Origin of the sequence: Nocardia sp. CWNU-33, assembly GCF_046764895.1 — a bacterium.
In the GTDB taxonomy this organism is placed as follows: domain Bacteria; phylum Actinomycetota; class Actinomycetes; order Mycobacteriales; family Mycobacteriaceae; genus Nocardia.
In genome coordinates this window covers 410,359-431,902 of sequence record NZ_JBKOQN010000002.1, presented here as the reverse complement: position 1 = coordinate 431,902, position 21,544 = coordinate 410,359, and the positions used below count along the sequence as shown (strand labels likewise).

The window sequence follows — 21,544 nt, the reverse complement described above, 5'->3', positions numbered from 1 at the left end:
GGTCGGTCCCACTGAATGAACCTGGAGGTCCCCAGGAGTGGCGACACCACGGCCGTGGCACGGCCAGTACTGCGCACCGACTACAATGGAACGGTTCACCGTCGCCGTGTCGGGAACTATTAGCGCAGGCCCGTTCGTTGCACATAAGGTCCAGCGAGCGCGAGCTCGTCCGGACACGGTCGCAGCGCAACAAGACTCGAGCACCTAGGGAGAGGCACACCATGGCAGATCGCGTACTCCGGGGCAGTCGGCTCGGAGCGGTGAGCTACGAGACCGATCGCGACCACGACCTGGCTCCGCGGCGGATCGCTCGGTACAAGACGGACAACGGCGAGGAATTCGACGTGCCGTTCGCCGACGACGCCGAGATCCCCCCGACCTGGCTGTGCCGCAACGGCCAGGAAGGCACCCTCATGGAGGGCACCACCCAGGAGACCAAGAAGGTCAAGCCGCCGCGCACCCACTGGGACATGCTGCTGGAGCGTCGCAGCAAGGACGAACTCGAGGAACTGCTCAAGGAGCGCCTCGACCTCCTGAAGACCCGTCGGCGCGCCTAGGTCGCAGGCCCTGCACATCGACGAAGGCCGCTTACCTCGAATTCGTTCGAGGTAAGCGGCCTTTCGCGTCTCCGGAACATTGCTGCCCGGCTGCGTGCCGGACCCATGCACGACAGCAACCGGTCTGCCGCATTCCTCGGCAGGCCGGTTGCGCGCTGTTCGGCACGATGAGGTGCTCGTTTACCCAACGACGACACCCACCGCGGCAGTGGCCGATCGCTCGATCGGCTAGTGGCTCGCGACCTTCCGGTAGCGCAGCAGGGCCAGCGGGACAACGATGGCAAGGATCAGCAGCGAGCAGCCGACGGCGTACTGGATGCAATGCTCGGCGGCCCAGCCGGTCGGGGGAACGAACGAGGGTGGCGCGCCGTTGTCGAACAGTTTTCGGCCCGCAGCCGAGACCGCGGTGATCGGGTTCCATTCAGCGACGGTGCGCAGCGGGCCGGGCAGTGCCTCTGCGGAGATGAAGGCGGAGGAGATGAACGTGAGCGGGAAAAGCCAGATCAGGCCCGCGCTCTGGGCTACCTCGACGGTCGGCGAGAGCAGACCGGTGAGGGCGCCGACCCAGGACATCGCGAAGGCGAACAGCAGGATCACCCCGAATGCCAGTGCGGCGTCGGCGATCCCGCCATTGATCCGCCAGCCGACCGTATAACCGCACCCGACCATCACGGCCAGGCTCAGGATATTCACCACGAGGTCGGACAGAGTGCGGCCCATCAGCACCGCGAGCCGTGACATCGGCAGCGTACGCATCCGGTCGATGATGCCCTTGTGCAGATCGCCTGCGAGCCCGACGGTCGTGAAAGCCGCATTGAAAGCGACCGTCTGGGTGAAGATGCCCGCCAGCAGGAATTCGCGGTACTGGCCGCCACCGAGCGAAGCGCCGAAGATGTACGCGAAAAGGAACACGAACATCAGCGGCTGGATCGTCGCCGTCACCAGCAGCGTCGGCACCCGCAGGATGGTCAGCAGGTTCCGATAGGCGACGATCGCACTGTCCCGAATGATCCGCGCCCGCGGCTCATGCGTAATCCCGTGGGTTGCTTCTTCTTTCGCCGTGGACGGCGACTTCGGCGCTTCGTCGCGCTCCAGTGTCGGGGTAGTACTCACGCCGACACCTCGCGAGTACTCGGCACGGCGGTTCGGTCACTCAAGACAGGATCTCCTCTTGTGCGTCATCGGTTTCCGGCGCGAGGCTCGCGGATGTGCGCGCCGCGGTGCCGGTGAGGGACAGGAATACGTCGTCGAGACTCGGGCGGTGCACGGTCGCGTCCACGACGCACACGCCGGCGTCATCGAGGCGCCGCAGCGCCTCGACCATGGTGCGTGAGCCGTCACCGACCACCACCGATGCCAGGTCGGAGCCATCGTCGCAGCTCGGCTCGCCGATACCGACCTGGGCGAGCACGGTCAGGGCGGGCTGCACGTCCTGCCCGGCGGCCAATGTGATGGTGAGCCGGTCACCGCCGATGGAGGTCTTCAACTCGTCGGACGAGCCGCGGGCGATGACCCGGCCGTGGTCGATGACGGTGATCCGATCGGCGAGCAGATCGGCCTCCTCCAGATACTGCGTGGTGAGCAGCACCGTGGTGCCGTCATCGACGAGATCGCCGATGACGCGCCACATGTCGATCCTGCCGCGCGGGTCGAGCCCGGTGGTCGGTTCGTCGAGCACCACTACGTCGGGCCGGGCAACCAATGCCCCGGCCAGGTCGAGGCGCCGCGCCATGCCACCGGAGTAGGTGCCCGCCCTGCGATGCGCGGCATGGTCGAGCCCGAAGGCACCGAGCAGCTCGGCCGCACGAGATGTCGCCTGGCGCTGGGACATTCCGTACAGCCGGGCCACCATGCGCAGGTTTTCGTAGCCGGACAGGTTGGCGTCCACCGCCGCATACTGACCGGACAGGCCGATGCGCCGCCTGGCCGTCGCGGGATCACGCAGCACATCGATGCCCGCAACCCGCACCGTACCCGCATCCGGACGCAGCAGCGTGGTGACGATGCGGACCGTCGTCGTTTTGCCCGCACCATTGGGACCGAGCAGGCCCAGCACCGTTCCGGCCGGGATCTGTAGGTCTATCTCGTCGAGCACCCGTACCCGGCCGTAGCTCTTGACCAGGCCGAGTACTTCCACCGCCAAACTCACGATTGCACCTCGTTTACGGTCGGGTCGCTCACCTGTGTGCCTCCTTCGCAGTGCTGCTGCCGAGGACCTGGGGGCTGCACATCGAGATGCCTGCGCAGCACCGGCCCGATCACGGCGAGCGAGTCCGGTGTCGTCATGGCCGAGTGTCGGCACGGCAGTTGGTGGTCATGGATTTGCCCCGTGACGAACGGCTCCCAGGCCGCCGCGCAGCGGGTGGGGTCGATTCGGTTGATCTCGTCATGGGCAGCGGTGAAGAACAGCAGGTCGCCGTCGAAGGTGCGCGGCCGGAAGCAGTGCGCCTGCACTGTGCCGTTGGTGTAGCCGGCATAGAGCCGCTCCAGGTGTTCGACGGTGAGCGCCGCGAACGGTCCCGGCTGGGACCGCAGGAGCTCCGCGGCATCGCTCAGATTGATTGCCGGGTCGAGCTCCACGCCGTCCGCGAGCAGGTCGGCGCCGAATTCGCCGATGATCTCGGCGACACTGGGGATGGCGTGTTCGAGCCACTCGTCGGAGAGTTGATAGCTATCCATCATCGCCAGCAGCGCGACCTCGTCGCCCGTCTCCTGCAGTTGGACGGCCACCTCGTGCGCAATCAACCCGCCGAGCGACCAGCCGAGCAGGTGGTAGGGACCTGCCGGCTGGATCGCCTTGATGTGCGCCACGTAGTGGCCGGCGGCCTCCGCAATGGAGGCGAACCCGTCCTCCCCCGCGACATGCGGCGCTTGCAGCCCGTACAGCGGCCGGTCCGACGGCAGATGCGCGAGCAGACCCGAATAGCACCAGGCCAACCCGATCGCGGGATGGATGCAGAACAACGGCGCCTGTGTGGAAGCCGTGCTCGGGCGGATCGGCAGTACCGGCCCCAGCGCTGCGGCGATGGCCGTGGCGGCGGTGCCGGGTCCGTCCAGCCTGGCCGCGATGGCGGCCGGGCTGGACTCGCCGAACATCAGCTGCACCGGGAGGTCGATCCCGGAAGCTCGCAGCTGCGCAACAACTTTGGTGGCGAGCAGCGAGTTGCCGCCGAGTTCGAAGAACCCGTCGTCGGCACCCACAGACTCGACACCGAGCACATCGGCGAAGGCCGTGCACAGCGCAACCTCGGTCGGCGTCGCCGGTACGCGGTAGCCGTCCGCTGCACGGAACACCGGCTCCGGCAACGCTTTTCGGTCCAGCTTGCCGACCGGGCTCAGCGGCACCTCGTCGATCAGCATGATCGACTGCGGCACCATGTAATTCGGTACCAGCTCAGCGACGTGCTCGATGAGCTCGGCAGCGGCGACGACGGTTCCCGCGCGCGGCTTCACATACGCCACCAGCGCGGTGACGCCCGCGGGCGTGTGATACCCGATGGTGGTGGCGAATTCGACAGCGGGGTGGCGGGCCAGCGCGGTGTCGATCTCGCCGAGCTCGATACGGAAGCCGCGGATCTTGACCTGATGGTCGGTGCGGCCGACGTACTCGATCTCGTGTGCCGACGCGGCCTGCCCGCTCCAGCGCACCAGGTCGCCGGTGCGGTACATCCGTTCGCCCGGTTTTCCGTACGGATTGGCGACGAAACGCTGAGCGGTAAGCCCCGGCCGATTCAGATAGCCACGGGCCAGCGCATTGCCCGCCAAGTGCAGCTCACCGGTCACGCCGATCGGCGCAGGGTGCAGGCGGGTGTCCAGGATTGTCGCGTTGACGCCGCGGATCGGGCCGCCGATGGTGATCGGTCCCCGGGGCACCATCGGTTGCGAGATCACCGTGACGATGGTGGTCTCGGTCGGCCCGTACACGTTGTACAGGTTGCGGCCCGGCGCCCAGCGGGTGACCAGGTCCGGCGGCAACGCCTCGCCGCCGACCAGCACATGCGCCAGCTCGGTGACTCCGGTCGGGTCGACCGTGCCGAGCGCAGAGGTAGTGATGAACGCGTGGGTGATGCGCTCCTCGATGAACACCTGTGCGAGATCGGTGCCGCCGACGACGCCGGCGGGCGTGATCACCAGCGTGGCCGCGCCGCCGAGTGCGAGCAGCAGGTCGAGCATCGCGGCGTCGAAACTCGGCGTCGCGAAATGCAGTACCCGGCAACCGGGTTGGACGTCGAAGCGCTGCGCGGTCTCCGCGGCGAAGTTGGAGAGCCCGCCGTGGGTGACCACCACACCCTTCGGGGTACCGGTCGAACCGGATGTGTAGATCACGTACGCCGGATTGTCCATGCGCAGCGCGGACGTCCGCTCCCCCTCCATGATCGGTGTATCCGAGGAGTCGAGCACCGTGGCGCGGAATTCCGGATCGTCGAGGACGATCCACTCCGCACCCGCGGGCAACTGATCCCAGTACTCTGCGAGCGTGATGCCCAGCGCCGCACCGGAATCCGACAGCATGTGACTGATGCGCTGTTCGGGGTACAGCGGGTCGATGGGCACGAACGCGGCACCGGCCTTGGCCACCGCGAGCACCGTCGCCACCGATTCGATTGAGCGCGGAATCCCCAGCGCCACCAGGGTTTCCGGCCCGACGCCGCGGCCGATGAGCACCCGGGCCAGCCGGTTGGTCCACCGATCGAGAGCGTCGTAGGTCACCTCGGTGTCGTTCGCGCGCAGCGCGACCGCCTTCCGATCGACCTCTACCGCCTGTGCGAACAACTCCGGGAAGGTCACCGGACGGTCCGGTTCGCTCCCGCGCACGGGAGCGAGCTCGGACCACTCGGCAGGATCGAGCAGTTCCAGATCGCCGATCGCGGTGGTCGGATTGGCGGCGATGGCGCCGAGCAGGCGCACCATCCGCTTACCGAGCCGGACCGCGGTCTCTTCGTCGAACAGATCGCTCGCGTAGTTCACCGACAGTGTGATGCCATCGGGTTCCCGCTGCGCGGTCTGCGATTCGACGAGGGTGAACTGCAGATCGAACTTCGCGATCCCGGCGTCCACATCGACGGCCTCGATCCGCAGCCCGGGCAGCTCGAGCACCCGCGCCGGATGGTTCTGCACCGAGAGCATCACCTGGAACATCGGGTGGTGTGCCTGCGAGCGGGCCGGGTTGAGCACCTCGACGAGTCGCTCGAACGGCAGGTCCGCATGCGCGAAGGCGTCCAGGTCGGTGTCGCGGACATGGTGCAACAGGTCGGTGAACCTGTCATCCGGATCGATGCGGGTCCGCAACACCAACGTGTTGACGAACATGCCGACCATCCGATCCAGGGCCGGGTGGCCGCGCCCGGCGATCGGTGTGCCGACGGCAATGTCGTCGGCCGCGGTCATCCGGTGTAGCAGCACCGCGAGCGCGGCGTGCAGCACCATGAACATGCTGACGTTATTGCTGGTGGCGACCGTCTGCAGCTCCCGATGGGTGAGCCCATCGATCGCGCATTCCACGAGACCGCCGCGATAGGACGGCGTGGGCGGGCGCGGCCGATCGGCGGGCACGGCCAGCAGCTCCGGCAACCCCTCGAGGGCGCTACGCCAGTAATCCAGCTGACGACTCACCACCGAAGCAGGATCGGACTCGGTGCCGAGCGTGTCCTGTTGCCAGAGTGTGTAGTCCGCGTACTGGATCTCGGGTTCGGGCCATTCCGGGCTCTGCTCGTCACAGGCTGCCCGGTAGGCCATCGCCACATCGGCGGCCAGCGGTTCCAGCGACCATCCGTCCATGGCGATGTGGTGCACCACCAGCAGCAGGATGTTCTCGGTCGACGCGGCCCGCTGCACCGAGTTGTCGGCGCCCGCCGGATCGGCGGCGGGAGCCACCGTAATCAGTCCGGCCCGGATCGGCGCCGTCTCGGCCAGATCGAATCCCGGTGCGGCGAAACGCCGCACCGCATCGGACACGTCGTCGGGTCCCACGGTCGCGACGAACAGGGTGACCGCGGCCGCTGCTGGGTCGAGGACGACCTGTGACGGTTCCCCATCGATCTCGGTGAATACGGTGCGCAGGGTCTCGTGCCGACGCTGGACCGCGTGCAGCGCGCGGACCAGTGCATCGACGTCGAGCTCGCCGCGCATCCGCAGCACAACCGGAATGTTGTAGGCGCCCGCGGTATGGTCGGCTGCCGCGCCTTGCGTGCTGATCTGGTTGAAGCGGTTGAGGAACCACAGCCGACGCTGCGCCGCCGACAAGGGAATTCGTTCCGGGCGGTCGCGCCGGACCAGCTCCGGCCTGACCACCTCGCCTGCCGGACCGGAGTCGAGCAGTGCGGCGAGCTCGGCGACCGTCGGCGACGCGAAGACGGTCCGCACCTCGAGCCTGATATTCGTCGCCGCGGCCAGGCGGGCCACGAGTTGGGTTGCCAACAGCGAGTTTCCGCCGATGTCGAAGAAGCTGTCGGCGGCGCCGACGGCGTCCACACCGACCAGTTCACTCATCACGCCCGCGACGAGACGCTCGGACTCGGTTTCCGGCGCGCGCTCGACGGTGTCGGCGACCAGCTGTGGTTCGGGCAGCGCGGCACTGTCCAGCTTGCCGGTCGGCGTCAGCGGAATCCGTTCCAGCACGGTGATGATCGCCGGAACCATATGCGCGGGCAGTTGTTCGGCGGCCTTGGCGCGGACCTTGTCGATGTCCACGCCCACCGCGTCGTCGGCTGCCTGCACGAACGAGACGATCCGATCCACGCCCGCGATATGCCGCACCTCCGTGTGTGCGAACCGCACGTACTCGCTTTCGGCGAGCGCCGCGGTGATTTCGCCGAGTTCGATGCGGAATCCGCGCACCTTCACCTGGTGGTCGCTGCGACCGAGGTACATCAGCTCGCCTGCACCCGTCCAGCGCACCACGTCGCCGGTGCGGTACATCCGCGAGCCCGCCTGGTCACAGGGGTCGGCGACGAACCGGGACGCGGTGAGCGCGGGGCGTTCGAAATAGCCTCGCGTCATACCGAATCCGCCGATGTAGAGGTCACCCGGCACGCCGACAGGCACTGGACGCAAGCGCTCATCGAGCACCAGCGCCCGCGCCCCGCGCACCGGCGTACCGATGGTGATCGGTTCGTCGACGGCCAGCGGCCTCGAGAACGTGACGACGACGGTGGTCTCGGTGGGACCGTACACATTGAACAGCTGCCGTCCCGGTGCCCAGCGGGCCACCAGGTCCGAACCATAAGCCTCGCCACCGACCATCAGCCCGCGCAGGTTCGGCAGGGGCCACCGATCGTGATCGATGGTGGCCAGCGCGGCCGGGGTCATGAAGGTGTGGGTGACGCGCTCACGCTCCATCAGCGCGGCGAGTTCGTCGCCGCCGTAGGTGTCCGGCGGGCAGATCACCATCGTGGCACCAGATCCCACCGCGAGCAGCAGGTCCAAAAGGGCGGCATCGAAACTCGGTGAAGAGAAGTGCAGCGTGCGCGAATCCCGATCGACCTGCATGCGTTCGCGGATCTCGTCGGCGAGGTTCGACAGGCCGCTGTGCGTGACGGCGACGCCTTTGGGTTTGCCGGTGGAACCGGAGGTGTAGATGAGATAGGCGAGTTCGCTGACACGCACCGTCCGCAGCCTGTCCACATCGTCCACCAGGCTGTCGTCGAGCTGGTCCAGCTCCGCAAGGAACTCGGGATCGTCCAGCAGCAGCCACTCCGTGATGGTCGCGGGGCCGGCCGACGACATGTCATCCGCGGCCGTGCTCGTCCCCAGAGAGTCGGCGTGTTCGGACATTGTCACACCGACCGAGCAGCCGGAGTCGACCAGCATGTGCCGGATCCGGTCGGCCGGGTACTTCGGATCGATCGGAACGAACGCCGCGCCGGACTTCGCCACCGCGAGCATGGTGGCGACCGATTCGATGGAGCGGGTCAGCCCCAGCGCGACGCGATCGCCCGTGCCCAGGCCGCGCCCGATCAATGCGCGCGCCAAGCGATTCGAGCGCCGGTCGAGCTCGGCGTAGGTGAGGGAGGTGGCGCCGTAGCGCACCGCCGTACGGTGCCCGTGCACCTGCGCGGTCGCCGTGAAGTAAGCGGCCAGGGTGCACCGCGGGGTGGTCGGACCACCGTGAGCCGGTGCGAGCGTGCGCCGTTCATTCTCGGTCCGCGCGTCGATGTCGCGCACCAGCACCCGCGGGTCCGCCGTGACAGCGGCCAACACCCTGAGAAAGCGGTCGGCCAGGGTCTCGATAGTCGGCGCATCGAAAAGTTCGGTGGCGAAGACGAATTCGAACTCGCGGCCCGGCTTACCGGGCCCTCCGTCACGACCGAAATGCGCGACTCGCAGCTCCAGGTCGAACTTGGCCAGCGCGATGTCCAGTTCCTCGGCGCGCAGCGCGAGGCCGGGCAATTCCAGGGTGGGGGCCGCCGCGTCCTGCACCGTCAACGCCACCTGGAACAGCGGGTGACGACTGGTGGCCCGCGCCTCGCGACCCAGTTCTTCGACGACGCGCTCGAACGGAATATCCGCGTGTGCCATGGCGGCCAGCTCGGTGTCCCGGTCTGCGCGCAGCAGCGCCGCAAACGAGGTGTCGGGGTTCACGTCGGAGCGCAGCACCAGGGTGTTGACGAACATGCCGACGAGCTCGTCGAGTTTGGTGTCGGTGCGGCCCGCGACCGGGGTACCGATCACCACGTCACGACCGCCGGTCACGCAGCGAAGCAGCACCGCAAGCGCGGAGCGCAGCACCATGAACAGACTCACGCCCTGCTCACGGGCCAGCTCACCGAGTGCGTGCTGCACCGGCTCCGGCACCGTGAAACTCACCGTCCCGGCCCGCAACGTCGGGTCGGCGGGGCGCGGGCGGTCATAGGGCAAGGGCAGTTCGTCGGGCAGACCGGCCAGCGCGGTGCGCCAGTACTCCAATTGAGTTCCCGCGATGCTCTGGTCGTCGGACTCCTCGCCGAGGCAGGCTCGCTGCCACAGCCCGAAGTCGGCGTACTGCACCGGCAGCGGCGCCCACGCGGGCGCGCCGCCCTCGTGCCGCGCCGCGTAGGCGGTAGCCAGGTCCTTGGTCAGCGGGTAGAGCGACCAGCCGTCCGCGGCGATGTGATGCACCACGATGCCGAGCAGATGACGCTCGGATCCGGTGCTCAGCAGCATGATTCGCAGCGGTATGTCCTTGGTCAGATCGAAACCGCGGCATGCAAGCGTGTGCAGCGCGAGGTCCGCGCCCGTCTCGTCGGTGACGGTCCGCGCGAGGGTCGGCATAACCCGCACAGTCGGCAGCACGATCTGCTGAGCGCCGATGTTGTCCTGTGGGAACACCGTCCGAAGCACTTCGTGGCGATCCACCACGTCGGTGAGGGCCGCACGCAGCGCTGCGACATCCAGATCGCCGTCGATTCGAATGACGAATGCGATGTTGTAAGCGCTGGATTCGGGGGAGAATCGGTTGAGAAACCACAGTCGCTGCTGCGGCAGCGACAATGGAATGCGTCCCGGACGTGGGGTGTGCACAGCCAGCGCCATCCGTTGCGTCCGGGGCGCTTCCGTAATGCGCTCGGCGACGCCCGCGACCGTCGGCGCCTCGAAGATCTCCCGCACCGGCAGGTCGACACCGAATTCCGCGTGCAGCGCCGCGGCGAGCCTGGTGGCCAGCAGCGAGTTGCCGCCGACGTCGAAGAAGCTGTCCTCCACACCGGTCACCGGCCGCCCGAGAATAGCGGCGAACACCGCCGCGACGCGCCTCTCCAGCTCCGTGCTCGGCGCGCGGGAGGATCCCAGCGCGGCGAAGACCGGTTCCGGCAACGCTTTTCGATCGAGCTTGCCCGCGGGACTGACCGGCATCTCGTCCAGCACGATGACCGACGCAGGCACCATATATCCCGGCAGTCGCTGCCGCGCGGTCTCACTGACGGCGGCGGCATCGACCGCCGCATCGGCGGTCAGGTAGGCCGCGAGCCGGGGCTGACCCCGCTCGTCGATGTGCACAATGGTGATCGCCGAGCGCACCCCTGGATGCGCGCGCAGCACGTGATCGATCTCGCTGAGCTCGATGCGGAAACCACGGATCTTGATCTGGTCGTCAGCGCGGCCGAGGAAGCGCAGGTGCCCGGTCCAATCGGCGACCACCATGTCACCGGTCCGGTACATCCGTTCACCTCGCCTGCCGTGTGGATTGGCCGGGAAGCGTTGTGCGGTAAGGCTGTAGCGGCCATGATAGCCGCGGGCCAGGCCGGGGCCCGAAAGATACAGCTCGCCGGGTGTCCCGGGCGGGACCGGATGCAGCCGCCCGTCAAGCACGAACAGGCGCATGCCACGGACAGGAAGACCGAGCGGCACGGGTGCGCCGACGACCATCGGCCTGCTCGCGGTCGCGGCGACAGTAGCTTCCGATGGTCCGTACATGTTGTGAATGCGGTGTTCGGCCGACCAGGTCTCGACCAGATCCGCTGCGCATGCCTCACCGCCGACGATGACCGCATCGAGGTCTGGTAGGCCCTCGGGCGGCACGGTCGCCAACGCCGCCGGGGTGATGAAGGCGTGGGTCACCCGCTCCTCGCGCAGCAGCGCGGCGAGTTCGGCGCCGCCGTAGATCCCTGCCGGCGCCACCACGATCGTCGCGCCCGCCGCGAAGCCGAGCAGCATCTCCAGGACCGACGCGTCGAAGCTCGGCGAGGAGAAGTGCAGTGTCCGTGCCGAATCCGTGACGCCGAACAGATACATCTGCTCGCTGGCCAGGGACGCGAGCCCGGCGTGCGTGACGATGACCGCCTTCGGCTGTCCGGTGGAACCGGAGGTGTAGATGAAATATGCCGGATGGCTGGTGCGCATCGGGTGGTGACGATCCGCGTCGGTGATCGGACCGGTGGAGTAGTCCGCGCATTCAGTTTCCAGTGCGTCGGAGCCGAGCACCAGCCAGTCGACGTAGGTCTTGTGGTGCTTACCGCGGGCGGCAGGCCAGGCCGGCATGGCGGGCAGGCAGTCCGGGATGGTCAGGCCGAGTATTGCGCCCGAATCGGAGATCATGTGCCCGATCCGCTCGACCGGGTAGCTCGGGTCGATCGGCACATAGGCGGCGCCGGTCTTGGCGACGGCCCAGACCGCGGCGATCGAGTCGAGGCTGCGCGGCAGCGCGATAGCGACCACGACCTCAGGGCCCGCACCGTGCTCGATCAGGGCTCGTGCCAGGCGATTGGACAGCTCGTCGAGCTCGCGATAGGTGGTGTCGACGCCAAGGTAGCGCACCGCGACCGCGTCGGGCAGGCGCTCGGCGATATCGGTGAGCAGCCGGGCCAGGCTGATCGTCGGCTCGGCGGGCGAACTGGCGATCGGCACCAGGTTCGCGGTTTCGCGTCGGTCGAGAATCTCCAGATCGCCGATCGGCATGGTCGGCGCGGCCACCACCGCATTCAGCACGGCGACAAACCTGCGCGCAAAACTCTCGATCGTGCGCCTGTCGAAAACATCCGTGGCATAGCCGAATTCGACGGCCAGCGGCCCATCGCAGACGCTGTCGTGAATCTCGAGCTGCAGATCGAACTTGGCGACAGCGGATTCGATCGGCAGCACCTCGGCCCGCACGCCGGGCAAATCGATGCGCATCTCCGGCGCACGGTCATAGGACAGCATCACCTGGAACAACGGATGGCGCGCTGCCGAGCGCTCCGGGTTGACGACCTCGACAAGACGCTCGAACGGGACGTCGGCGTTGGCGAAGGCGTTCAGGTCGGTCTCGCGCGCCACATCCAGCATCCGGTCGAAGCCGGCGGCGGGATCCACATCGGTGCGCAGGACAAGGGTATTGACGAACATGCCGACCAAGTCGTCGAGCGCCGGGTCCGAACGTCCCGCGATCGGCGTGCCGATGGCGATATCCGTTGTCGCGCACAGCCTCGCGAGCAACGTCGCCAGCGCGGCATGCAGGACCATGAACATGCTCACGCCTCGCGCCGCCGCCAGTTCGGTCGCGGCACGGCGGGTCGCGGGGGAAATCGTGAACTCGACCCGATCACCGGTGGTCGACCGGCGCAGCGGGCGCGGGCGGTCCAACGGCAGATCGAGCTGATCGGGCAGGCCCGTCAGTGCCGTGCGCCAGTAGATCAACTGTCGGCTCAGTGCGCTGGCCGGATCGGCTTCCTCGCCGAGCAGCTCCCGCTGCCACAGTGCGAAATCGGCGTACTGCACCGGCAGCGGCATCCACTGCGGCGCGATGCCGATCGACCGTGCGGCGACGGCCGTCATCAGGTCTCGTGCCAGCGGCGCGATCGACCAGCCGTCACCGCAGATGTGGTGTAGCACAACGAGAAAGACATGCTGGTCGGACCCTGTGTGCCAGAGCGCGACCCGGATCGGCGCCTGACTACGCAGATCGAAACCGTACCCGGCGAATTCGGCGGCGAGCGCAGCCACGTCCGCACCGACCGCATCGATCGGATCGAGGGTGAGCGGGATTTCGGCGGCCGGATGCACGACCTGCCAGGGCCCCTCCGCCGAGTCGGGAAAAGTGGTGCGCAGGCTCTCGTGGCGTTCGATCACGTCGACGAGTCCGGCCCGCAGTGCCTTGTGGTCCAGCGGACCGTCGATCCGGACCGCGAGCGGCATGTTGTAGGCGGCGGCGTGTTCGGCGAATCGGTTCAGGATCCACAGTCGTTGTTGGGCCAGCGAGAGCGGAATCTTCCCCGGGCGTCCGACTGGGACCAGTTTCGGGGAGAACGTGTCCGGGTTGTGAGTGGCGAATCGCTCGGCCAGTGCGGTGATAGTCGAAGCCTCGAACAGGTCTCGGATGGTGAGACCGGTACCCAGCGTGGCGTTGATTCGGGCTACCGCCCGCGCGGCGATCAGCGAGTTGCCACCGAGGTCGAAGAAGCTGTCCTCCACGCCGATATCGTCGGTCTGCAGAACCTCCGCGAAGATGTCCGCGAGCACCCGTTCCACCTCGGTGCGCGGCTCGGCGGCGGACCGGCCCGCCGGACGATGGGCGTGGGTCGGCGCAGGCAGGGCCTTGCGGTCGATCTTGCCGTTCGGGCTGAGCGGTAGTTCGTCGAGCGCCACGAGCACCGAAGGCACCATGTAGCCGGGCAGACTACGGCGCAGAACCGCGAGCAGCGCGCCGGTGTCCAGGCTCGCGGCGTCGATGTTCGCCGCCGCGGCAGGCACGACGTATCCGAGCAGTTCGTCACCGGTTCGTCCGGCCTGAGCCACGCACACTGCACGCGCGACCCGCTCGTCCTCGAGCAGAGCCGCCTCGATCTCGCCGAGTTCGATGCGCAGGCCGCGGATCTTGACCTGGAAGTCGCTGCGCCCCAGGTACTCGAGGACACCGCGGTCCGTCGCGTCGGCCTGCCAACGCGCGAGGTCACCGGTCCGGTACATCCGGGTGCCCGGCGTGAACGGATTGGCCACGAAACGATCCGCGGTCAGCCGCGGCTGACCGAGGTAACCGCGAGCAAGCTGAACACCGGCCAGATACAGCTCCCCCGCCACCCCCGGCGGCACCGGTTGCAACCGCGAATCCAGCACATAGGTTTGGGTGTTCCACACCGGTGATCCGATCGGCACACTCGGCGGGTCGACGGGGCAGGGCCAGTAGGTGACATCGACCGCGGCCTCGGTGGGTCCGTACAGGTTGTGCAGCTGCGTTCCGTGCAGCGCCGCGTAGAAATCACGGACTGTGGCCGCGGGCAACGCCTCACCGCTGCAGAAGACCCGACGCAACCCGGTGCAGCCGCGCACATCGGTATCGGTGACGAACAACGACAGCATAGACGGCACGAAATGTGCTGTGGTTATACCTTTTTCGGCGATGGTGTGGGCCAGATAGCTGGGATCCCGATGCCCATCCGGTGCCGCGATCACCAGTCGGGCGCCGATCTGCAAGGGCCAGAAGAACTCCCACACCGACACATCGAAAGTGGCCGGAGTCTTCTGGAGTACCGCATCGGTAGCGTCGAGCGGATATTCGTGCTGCATCCAGCGCAGCCGGTTGACGATCGCAGCGTGAGTCACGCCGACGCCCTTGGGCTTTCCGGTCGAGCCCGAGGTGAAGATGACGTACGCCAGGTGATCGGCGCGCAACGGTGCGCGCCGGTCGATGTCATTGATCGGGCGCGCATCGAATGCGAACAGCTCGACGGTATCGATGGCCAGCTGCGCGGTGCCCGTGGGCAGGGTGAGCTCGTCACGTGCGGCGGTCAACACGCATACCGGTTCGGCCTGGTGCAGGATCTCCTCGATCCGCTCGGCCGGGTGGTCGGGGTCCAGCGGCAGGTAGGCCGCACCGGTCTTGACGATCGCATACATACCGACGAGGAGTTCCGTGCTGCGCTGCAGGCACAGTGCAACCACGGATTCGGGGCCCGCGCCACGGGCGATGAGCAGCCGGGCCAGCCGGTTGGCGCGCTCGTCGAGCTCGCGGTAGGTCAGTGTCTCGTCGCCGAATTCGAGCGCCGTCGCCTCCGGGCAGATCACGGCACGATCGGCGAACAGGCCGGCGAGGGTGCCTTGTCGGGCCGACGTCTCGGTGGCGTTCCACCCGGTCAGCACGCGTTCGCGTTCGGCATCGGTGATCGCCGTCAGCGACAATGCCGGGGTGCCGGGTTCGGCCGCGAGGAACCTGGTCAAGAAATCGAGGAAGCGGCTGTGGTGCGTTGCTACTTCGGCATCACCGTAGAGCCGTGAGTTGGCCTCGAAATCGACATGGATGCGGTTGCCATCGCCGTTGTACAGGTTGATCGATAGATCCTCGACCGGGCCGGTCGCCAGCACGTGCAGCGTGCCGAGCAGGCTGCCGAACTTCAGCTCGGTATGGAACAGCATGATGTTGACCATCGGTCCGAAGAATCCGCGAGCGTCGCGGGAGTAGCCGCAGTCTCGGCGGATGTCGTCATGCTGATAGCGCTGATGACGCAACGCTCCGGTGATCTGCAGTTCGGCGGCACGGACCGCATCGCGCACGGTGGTCTCGGGACCGAACTGCAACCGGATCGGCACCACATTCGACACCACACCGGCCGAACGGCGCAGCGCAACGGTGGTGCGCGCCGAGACCGGCAGGCTCAGTACCACGTCGGGATTGCCGGTCACCGACCGCACATAGCTGGCCAGCGCCGCGACGAACAGGGTCGAGTTGTGTGTTTCGCACGCGGCCGTCGCCGCGTCCATCGCCGCCGAGGTCGCGTCGTCGAGGACAGCCGTGGCGCGTCGCCTGCCCGCTTCGAGCCCCGCGGTGGTGTCGTTCACGTTCGACAGCGTCATCGGCTCGCCCGCACCCGCCAACTGCTCGTGCCAGTATTCGCGGTCGGTGCGGAACCGGCTCGAATCGCGGTAGGTGGACGCGTCGGCGTAGATCGTGGCCAGTGGCGTTGCCCGCGAGACCACCGGTTCGGTGTGGCCCTCGATGGCGGTGTAGATCTCGGCGGTGCGGGTCAGCGCATTCATCGCACCGTAGCCGTCGATAACAATGTGATGGGCACGTGCGTACCAGATGTAGTCCGAATCGCCGGTCCGCAGCACCACATTGGCCGTGAGGGGATCGTGTTCCAGATCGATCGGCGAGCTGGCATGCTCGTTCATCCAGCGCAGCGCGGCAGCGTGCGGATCGGCCTCCTCGCGCAGATCGATCCTGGCCCAGCCCGGGCGCCGTTCCGGATCGATCACCTGGTGCGGGACACCGTCGATCTCGACCAGGCGCACATGGCCGACCTCGGTTTCGGCGCCGAAACGTTCGATCGAATAGAGCAGCATGCCGATGTCGAGATCGCCGTGAATCTCGACATACTGAGCGATCGTGAGCGGCACATCGGGGCGGATCCGCTGCGCATACCACAGGGCCGTCTGCGCGGGCGAGAGTGCAAAGGGCTGGGCCGAGAATTCACCGGAAGAACATTGGGCTACACGGTCCGTGGCCAATGAACTCATCAATCACTCCATTTCTGCCGCTGTTGACGCACTCCCCGAGCACCGCCACAGCAGACGCGCACGCGCCAGCCGTAGGACGTGATCCACGCCCTATGATTCGGAGCATCACATCGGCCGGATGGCCGACGTTTTGGATTTGTTTCACATCCAACGCCGTTGGCGGCAAGCCACTTTCGCCAGCTACGTCTCCGCAAACTGACAATTTCGGCGAAAATAGGCCCTAGACGGCGGGATATGGCGACAAGCGGGGCAGTAAATCTCAGTTCTGGCTACAGCATGGCGAATGGTGCACAGGACCGCGGGGCGGGCATCCGCCAGTCACACCTGCCCCAAAAGATACCGAATGTTCGGTTATTGGAAGTGTCATCGCTGCGTGGAGAAGATCAACCGCCGCATGGAACCATCGGCGGCAGCGTGGATCGAACGCGCGCCAGGATCAACCGACCGGCTCATCGAGGGAAGCATCCGCACCGGTCGCTGTGCTACCGCGGGCATTGCGCCGCCGGGTAACCGTGAACACCACAGCGGCAGTGGTCAGGATAACCGAGAGCAGTTCCGGCGCGGGTCCGATTCGGGTCGCAAATGTCATCGAGCTGCGCACGGGTAGCTCGGCGACCAGCGCGGCGGGCACAAACTTGGCGGTCTCCTGCTGTACCGCACCGTCCGCCCCGATGATCGCGCTGACACCGGAGGTCGCGGCGACGACGAGCGCGCGGCCGTGCTCGACCGCGCGCACGCGCGACATGGCCAGCTGCTGGTAGGTCATCTCGCTGTCGCCGAAGGTCGCATTGTTGGTCGGCACGGTCAGCAGTTGGGCGCCCGCCCGCATCGAATCACGGAAGGCCCGATCGAAGGCGACCTCATAGCAGGTGGCAACACCGATCTCGACGCCGTCGGCGCGCACCACACCGTCGCCGTGACCGGGCACGAAATATCCGGCACGATCGGCATATTCGGAGAACAGTCGGAAGAAGCTGCGCATCGGCAGGTATTCGCCGAACGGCTGGATGATCTTCTTGTCGTGCCGCTCCCCCGGACCCGCCGCGCCGTTCCATACGATCACCGAATTGGTCGTCGTGCGGTCGGCGTTCACCAGCACCGCGCCGACCAGAATGGGCGCACCGATCTGCTGCGAAGCCTCGGTGATCAGCGCGCCCGCGTCGGCGTTGCGCAATGGGTCGATGTCCGACGAGTTCTCCGGCCAGATCACGATGTCCGGCTTGCGAACCTGCCCCGCCGCGACTCCCCGAGCCAATTCCTCGGTACGCCGGACATGGTTGTCCAGCACGGCGCGCCGCTGCGCATTGAAGTCCAACCCGAGCCGCGGCACGCTGCCCTGGATCGCGGCGACCGTGATCATCCGGTCGCCATCCTCCGGGTCGGGCAGCGCGGACCGGAGGATCGCTCCGGCGCAAGGCATGATAGCCAGAGTTACTGCCGCAGTAATAATCCCGAGGCGAGTGGGCCGGCTACGGGTTGCTTCGGCGTCTGCACGCGCTGCCATCCGCAGCTGGAGAACAAGTGCCGCCGCCGCAGCACCGGTCAACGCCACCCCGAAGCCGATCAACGGAGCGCCGCCGAGCATCGCCAACGGCAGATACCATCCGTCGGCCTGACCGAATGCCACACGGCCCCACGGAAACCCACCGAAGGGAAAGCTGGATCGGACCCATTCCGTCGTCGTCCAGGCCAGCGCGACCCACAGCGGCCAGGCAGGCAACGTGCACAACAGGCGCACCAGCAGTCCGAAAAGTCCGATATACACCGCACACACTGTCGAAAGCGTCAGCCACGGCACCGGGCCGACGTAGATCCCCGTCCACGGCAGCAGTGGAACGAAAAACCCGAGGCCGGCGAGGAATCCGTAGCCGAATCCGCCGCGTAGCCTGCCACTGCCGCGCACCGTCAGCGTGAGCACCGCGATGCCGAGCGGCGCGAGGAACCACCACGGGCGCGGTGGGAAGCTGCCGAACAACAACACACCCGCGAGCACCGCCGACACCGACCGCCACCACACCGGATGCCGTCCGATGAGGGTCGTGAGATACCGCCACACGGCAGCGACCCACTCGCGGTTCACCGGTGGCCGCCTTCCGCCACCAGACCCATCGGCCCGTCTCCCACCGGGTCCCCACTGGCCATCGACCATAAATCCGATCGCATCGACCCGCGGCCTGCTGAGTTCGTCACGGTCGCGCGCTCCGCGATGCAGGCCGCGCGGTGGCATCGAGATCCGATGTCATTGTGATACCGCCGGTTTCACGCTTCATGAATCGTTACTCCGCGGTGCACGGTGCGCAAACAGGTCGGCAGTGCCGCATCGAGGTCCAGCGGGGGCAGTCCGGGGACTCGGGAACGCGGGTCGGTGGACCAGCGCTGGACCGTGTCGGCGGCTGCGGCGACGACGAGTTCGTCGGCGTCCCACACCGCGTAGGAGGCGGGAGCTCCGGGGATCAGCGTGCCCGCGATGCCGTCGCGAACTCCGCCTGCTCGCCACGCTCCCCTGGTTGCTGCGGCGAAGGCGGCGCGCGGCGAGAGACCGTGGCCGGAAGTACGGTGCTGTACGGCGGCGCGCACGGCCGACCAGGGGTCGAGAGCAGTGACCGGTGCGTCCGATCCGATCGCGAGCGCGATACCGGCAGCGGCCATCGCGGCGAAGGGATTCAAAGTGGCGGCGCGGTCGCCACCGAGTCGGGCGGCGTACATTCCGTCCTGCCCGCCCCAGGTCGCGTCGAAAGCGGGTTGAACGCTGGCGATTACACCCCAGGCGGCGAGTTTGCCGATCTGCTCGGCATCGATCATTTCCGCATGTTCGACGCGGTGCGCGCGCACGGCGACGGCCGGTCCGCCCAGAGCTGTCACCACCCGCTCGAATCCGGCGACCACCGCGTCCATCGCGGCGTCGCCGATAACATGGAAGCCCGCCTGGATGCCGGCCTCGGTGCACGCCTGCACGTGTGCAGCGATCGCGTCCGCGTCGATGTAGCCGATGCCGGAGCCGCTGGAGTCGGCATACGGCTCACGCAGCCAGGCGGTGTGCGAACCGAGCGAGCCGTCGACGAACAGATCGCCGCCCAGTGCATGCACACCGAGTTCACCGGCCAGGGCCCGCGCCTCGTCCGCGGTGCGCACCAGCTCACCCCAGTACGCCCGAACTTCCACACCGTGCTTGAACCCGAGCAGTTCGCGCACGTCGGTGCGGCCCGCGATCTCCGGTCCAGCGCACTCGTGCACGGCGACGATGCCACGGGCGGCCGCGGCATCCAGAGCCGCCCGGCGGGCCCGATCACGGTGGGCCCGATCCAATCCCGCGAGCACGGTCGTGCGCACCAGGTGATGCGCGGTGGCGCGCAAGGGTTCACCCCTGGTGAATCCGGTCGCGCCGGTTATCTGGGGCACGGCGTTCAACAGCGCGGTGGACACCACTGCCGAATGCGCGTCGACCCGTGACAGGTAGACCTGACGGCCGATCCCCGCCGCAGCGTCGATCTCCTCGATAGTCGGCGGCCTGCCTTCGGCCCAGCGCGTCTCGTCCCAGCCGTCACCGAGGATCGCCCCTTCGGGATGTGCGGTCGCGTATTCGCGCAGCAGTTCCAGGCAGTGGGCGAGCGAACGCGCGAGCGACAGGTCCAACCCCGTCAGCTTCAAGCCGAGCGCCGTCACATGCACGTGCGGATCGACGAACGCCGGTGCCACGAACGCACCGCCGAGGTCGATGATCTCCGCATCGGGATGCAGCGCCCGGCCCGGTTGCTCAGCGCCGAGCCACACCACGGTCCCGTCGGTCACCGCCATCGCCGTCGCGTCGGGTGAACTTGAACTGTAGAAGCGACCGCCGATCAGCAACTGGGTACTCACGGGAGACCAGTCTGCCGTATGTGGCTCGTCAGCCTTTCAGCGCCGTTTGCGGTGACTCGTCGGGCGGCAACGCCAACAGCGCCATGACTTCGGCATACGCGGGCGGCGACGAACCGTGCCCACTGCCCGAAGCGCGGCAACCCGCCTCCACAGCAATGAGCTCCAGCCGCAGCGCCGCGGCCGTGAATCCGGAAATAGATTGTCCCGCAGCCGCCGCCGCCTGCCTGACGGCTGCGGCCAACTCCTGGCTCACCGTCACGGTGAGCTGCTCGGTGGCCATCTGGGCACGATAGCCCTTCGGACCGCCGTGGGGAAGTAGGCGGGTGCCCAGCGGTCGAAAGCGCTACGTGCCGAACCGGTCGCGAATCGCGGCCTGCTCCGCCAGTTCGAGTTCGATGAAGGCGCCGATCATTGCCCGCCATACCGATTCGGCGACCGCGGGCGCCAACCCCGCCGCGGCGGCGCGCTCCCGCGCCAAGGCGACTACCTGCTCTACCCGGGCGGGCGCTCGCACCGCGTGCTCATCGGTCTTGTGTGTGGCGGCCATGCGCACCAGTTCCTGGCGGTCGGCCAAGAGCCGGACAAGGTCCGCGTCGATCGCATCGATGCGAGAGCGGACCTGTGCGAGTGACTCCGGATCAGACATGTCGGTAGACCTTAGGCCACAGCATGCCCTTCGGCGGTGCGAGCGCGATGGGTCAGCCGCGGTCGATCGCGCGGCGAGTGCTGGTCCGTCCGTCGTCGTACCACTCGGTGACGACGACACCGTCGACGACATCGTCGCGGCGAATGATGTCGTCACCGTCGATGACGACACCGCGGTAGGGCATCGCCGCGGCCAAGCGGCCGAAGCGGCGCGCACCGAACGCGGTCACCACGGGCCGGACCAGGAAGCGGGTCGGCGGCAGCAGCAGAAGCAGACCGAACAACGAGGTGACAAGGCCGGGGATGAACATCAGCAAGCCGCCGACGGCGACGAGCACGCCATCGGCAGCCGCGGTGCCGGGGGCGATCTCACCGCGGCCTGCGCGTCGGAACTGTTCGAACACCCGCCTGCCCTGCGAGCCGAACAGCAGCATGCCCGCGGCCGATCCCGCAATCAGCAGCAGGATGGTGGGCACGACACCGATCAACTGGCCGACGCCGATGAGCGCGGCGATCTCGACGACCACATAGAGCACGAACAACACGGCAGGCATGGCGATCCTTTCGGACGATCTACCCGATCC

At 67.5% G+C, this 21,544-nt stretch carries 9 protein-coding genes; 1 reads left to right on the top strand and 8 read right to left on the bottom strand.

Annotated features, from left to right (window positions below; all coding sequences use genetic code 11):
- The first annotated feature begins 221 nt into the window (after positions 1–221).
- On the top strand, positions 222–557 hold the full coding sequence (locus tag ACLMAL_RS04100) for an RNA polymerase-binding protein RbpA (protein ID WP_328400575.1): 336 nt from the start codon (positions 222–224) through the stop codon (positions 555–557).
- A gap of 228 nt (positions 558–785) precedes the next feature.
- On the opposite strand, the gene ACLMAL_RS04095 is transcribed toward ACLMAL_RS04100, so the two are convergent.
- The 8 genes from ACLMAL_RS04095 to ACLMAL_RS04060 form a co-directional block, all read right to left on the bottom strand.
- Positions 786–1,568 carry an ABC transporter permease gene (locus ACLMAL_RS04095; protein ID WP_411997903.1) on the bottom strand — a complete coding sequence of 261 codons (783 nt, stop codon included), beginning with the start codon at positions 1,566–1,568 and terminating at the stop codon, positions 786–788.
- Between the two features lie 142 nt (positions 1,569–1,710).
- Entirely contained in the window at positions 1,711–2,706 is a 996-nt protein-coding gene (locus tag ACLMAL_RS04090) for an ATP-binding cassette domain-containing protein (protein WP_328400573.1), read from the bottom strand.
- A complete protein-coding gene (locus tag ACLMAL_RS04085) occupies positions 2,703–16,457 on the bottom strand; it encodes an amino acid adenylation domain-containing protein (protein WP_411997825.1) in 13,755 nt (4,584 codons plus the stop codon). The genes ACLMAL_RS04090 and ACLMAL_RS04085 overlap by 4 nt, the downstream gene beginning before the upstream one ends.
- 436 nt (positions 16,458–16,893) lie before the next feature.
- Positions 16,894–18,537, bottom strand: a complete 1,644-nt coding sequence (gene lnt, locus ACLMAL_RS04080) for an apolipoprotein N-acyltransferase (protein WP_411997824.1) — start codon at positions 18,535–18,537, stop codon at positions 16,894–16,896.
- Between the two features lie 179 nt (positions 18,538–18,716).
- A complete protein-coding gene (locus tag ACLMAL_RS04075; protein WP_411997823.1) occupies positions 18,717–20,315 on the bottom strand; it encodes an amidohydrolase in 1,599 nt (532 codons plus the stop codon).
- 28 nt (positions 20,316–20,343) lie between these two features.
- The gene (locus tag ACLMAL_RS04070; protein ID WP_411997822.1) at positions 20,344–20,595 is read right to left on the bottom strand and encodes a hypothetical protein; all 252 of its coding nucleotides are present in this window, start codon (positions 20,593–20,595) and stop codon (positions 20,344–20,346) included.
- A gap of 63 nt (positions 20,596–20,658) precedes the next feature.
- A complete protein-coding gene (locus tag ACLMAL_RS04065; RefSeq protein ID WP_411997821.1) occupies positions 20,659–20,961 on the bottom strand; it encodes a chorismate mutase in 303 nt (100 codons plus the stop codon).
- Positions 20,962–21,013: 52 nt separating this feature from the next.
- The gene (locus ACLMAL_RS04060) at positions 21,014–21,514 is read right to left on the bottom strand and encodes an FxsA family protein (RefSeq protein WP_411997820.1); all 501 of its coding nucleotides are present in this window, start codon (positions 21,512–21,514) and stop codon (positions 21,014–21,016) included.
- Between the last annotated feature and the right edge of the window lie 30 nt (positions 21,515–21,544).